At 59.8% G+C, this 662-nt stretch carries 1 protein-coding gene; it reads right to left on the bottom strand.

What is annotated here, in order from left to right; translation table 11 throughout:
- Positions 1-419 precede the first annotated feature (419 nt).
- Positions 420-662: hypothetical protein (locus JF66_RS24705; RefSeq protein ID WP_035880580.1), on the bottom strand; the 243-nt coding region annotated here is incomplete at its 5' end.

Below are 662 nucleotides of genomic sequence, written 5' to 3'. Positions count from 1 at the left end.
CCGTCGTCGTCGGAAGCATGATCGTGCGGCCGATTGACGATGATGCTTTTGTGGCCTTGCGATCTCTTCTGACCGAAACGAGTGACGCGTCACTCGGTCCCGCCTGATTTGGGAACCAGCGCTTCAGCGGCGCGGCCTGCGTCGACGAACTGAACGGGTGTGTTGGCACTCCAGCGACACAAGTTGGGATAAATTGCCGAGACAGGGCTGGGGCTCGTTCACCGCTTCGCAGGGGGACGGCCAGCGCGACGGATCTAGGCCTAGTCAGCGCAACTGCCCAAGACGCTGAGGTCGTGTCAGAGGGGCACCCTGTCCGGGACGCCGATTCGTTCTTACGCGGGCGATGCGTCCATCCTTGAGTCGTGTCGTGCCGATTGCGGGATCCGGAACCGCCACTTCATGTGAAGGAAGGCTGTCGGTCAGGCGATGCTCGTATAGCGGGAACAAGCATTAAGGACCTTGTTGGCATCCTGGGTTGCGGCTTGATTCATTCCGCGTGGGCCGAACATTGTGAACGGTAGATCTATGGGGCGCCCATCGACGGTCTGAAAGAAGTGGAGGGCCTGAACCGTGACGCTGAACGTGACGCTGAAGTTTCCGAATTCGACTGCAAGCCGGCCGGGATGAACATACTCGATGTCGTTCCAGGGCAGTGCATAGCG

This window comes from Cryobacterium sp. MLB-32 (assembly GCF_000738085.1).
Lineage (GTDB): Bacteria > Actinomycetota > Actinomycetes > Actinomycetales > Microbacteriaceae > Cryobacterium.
This window is presented reverse-complemented; position numbering and strand designations above follow the sequence as displayed.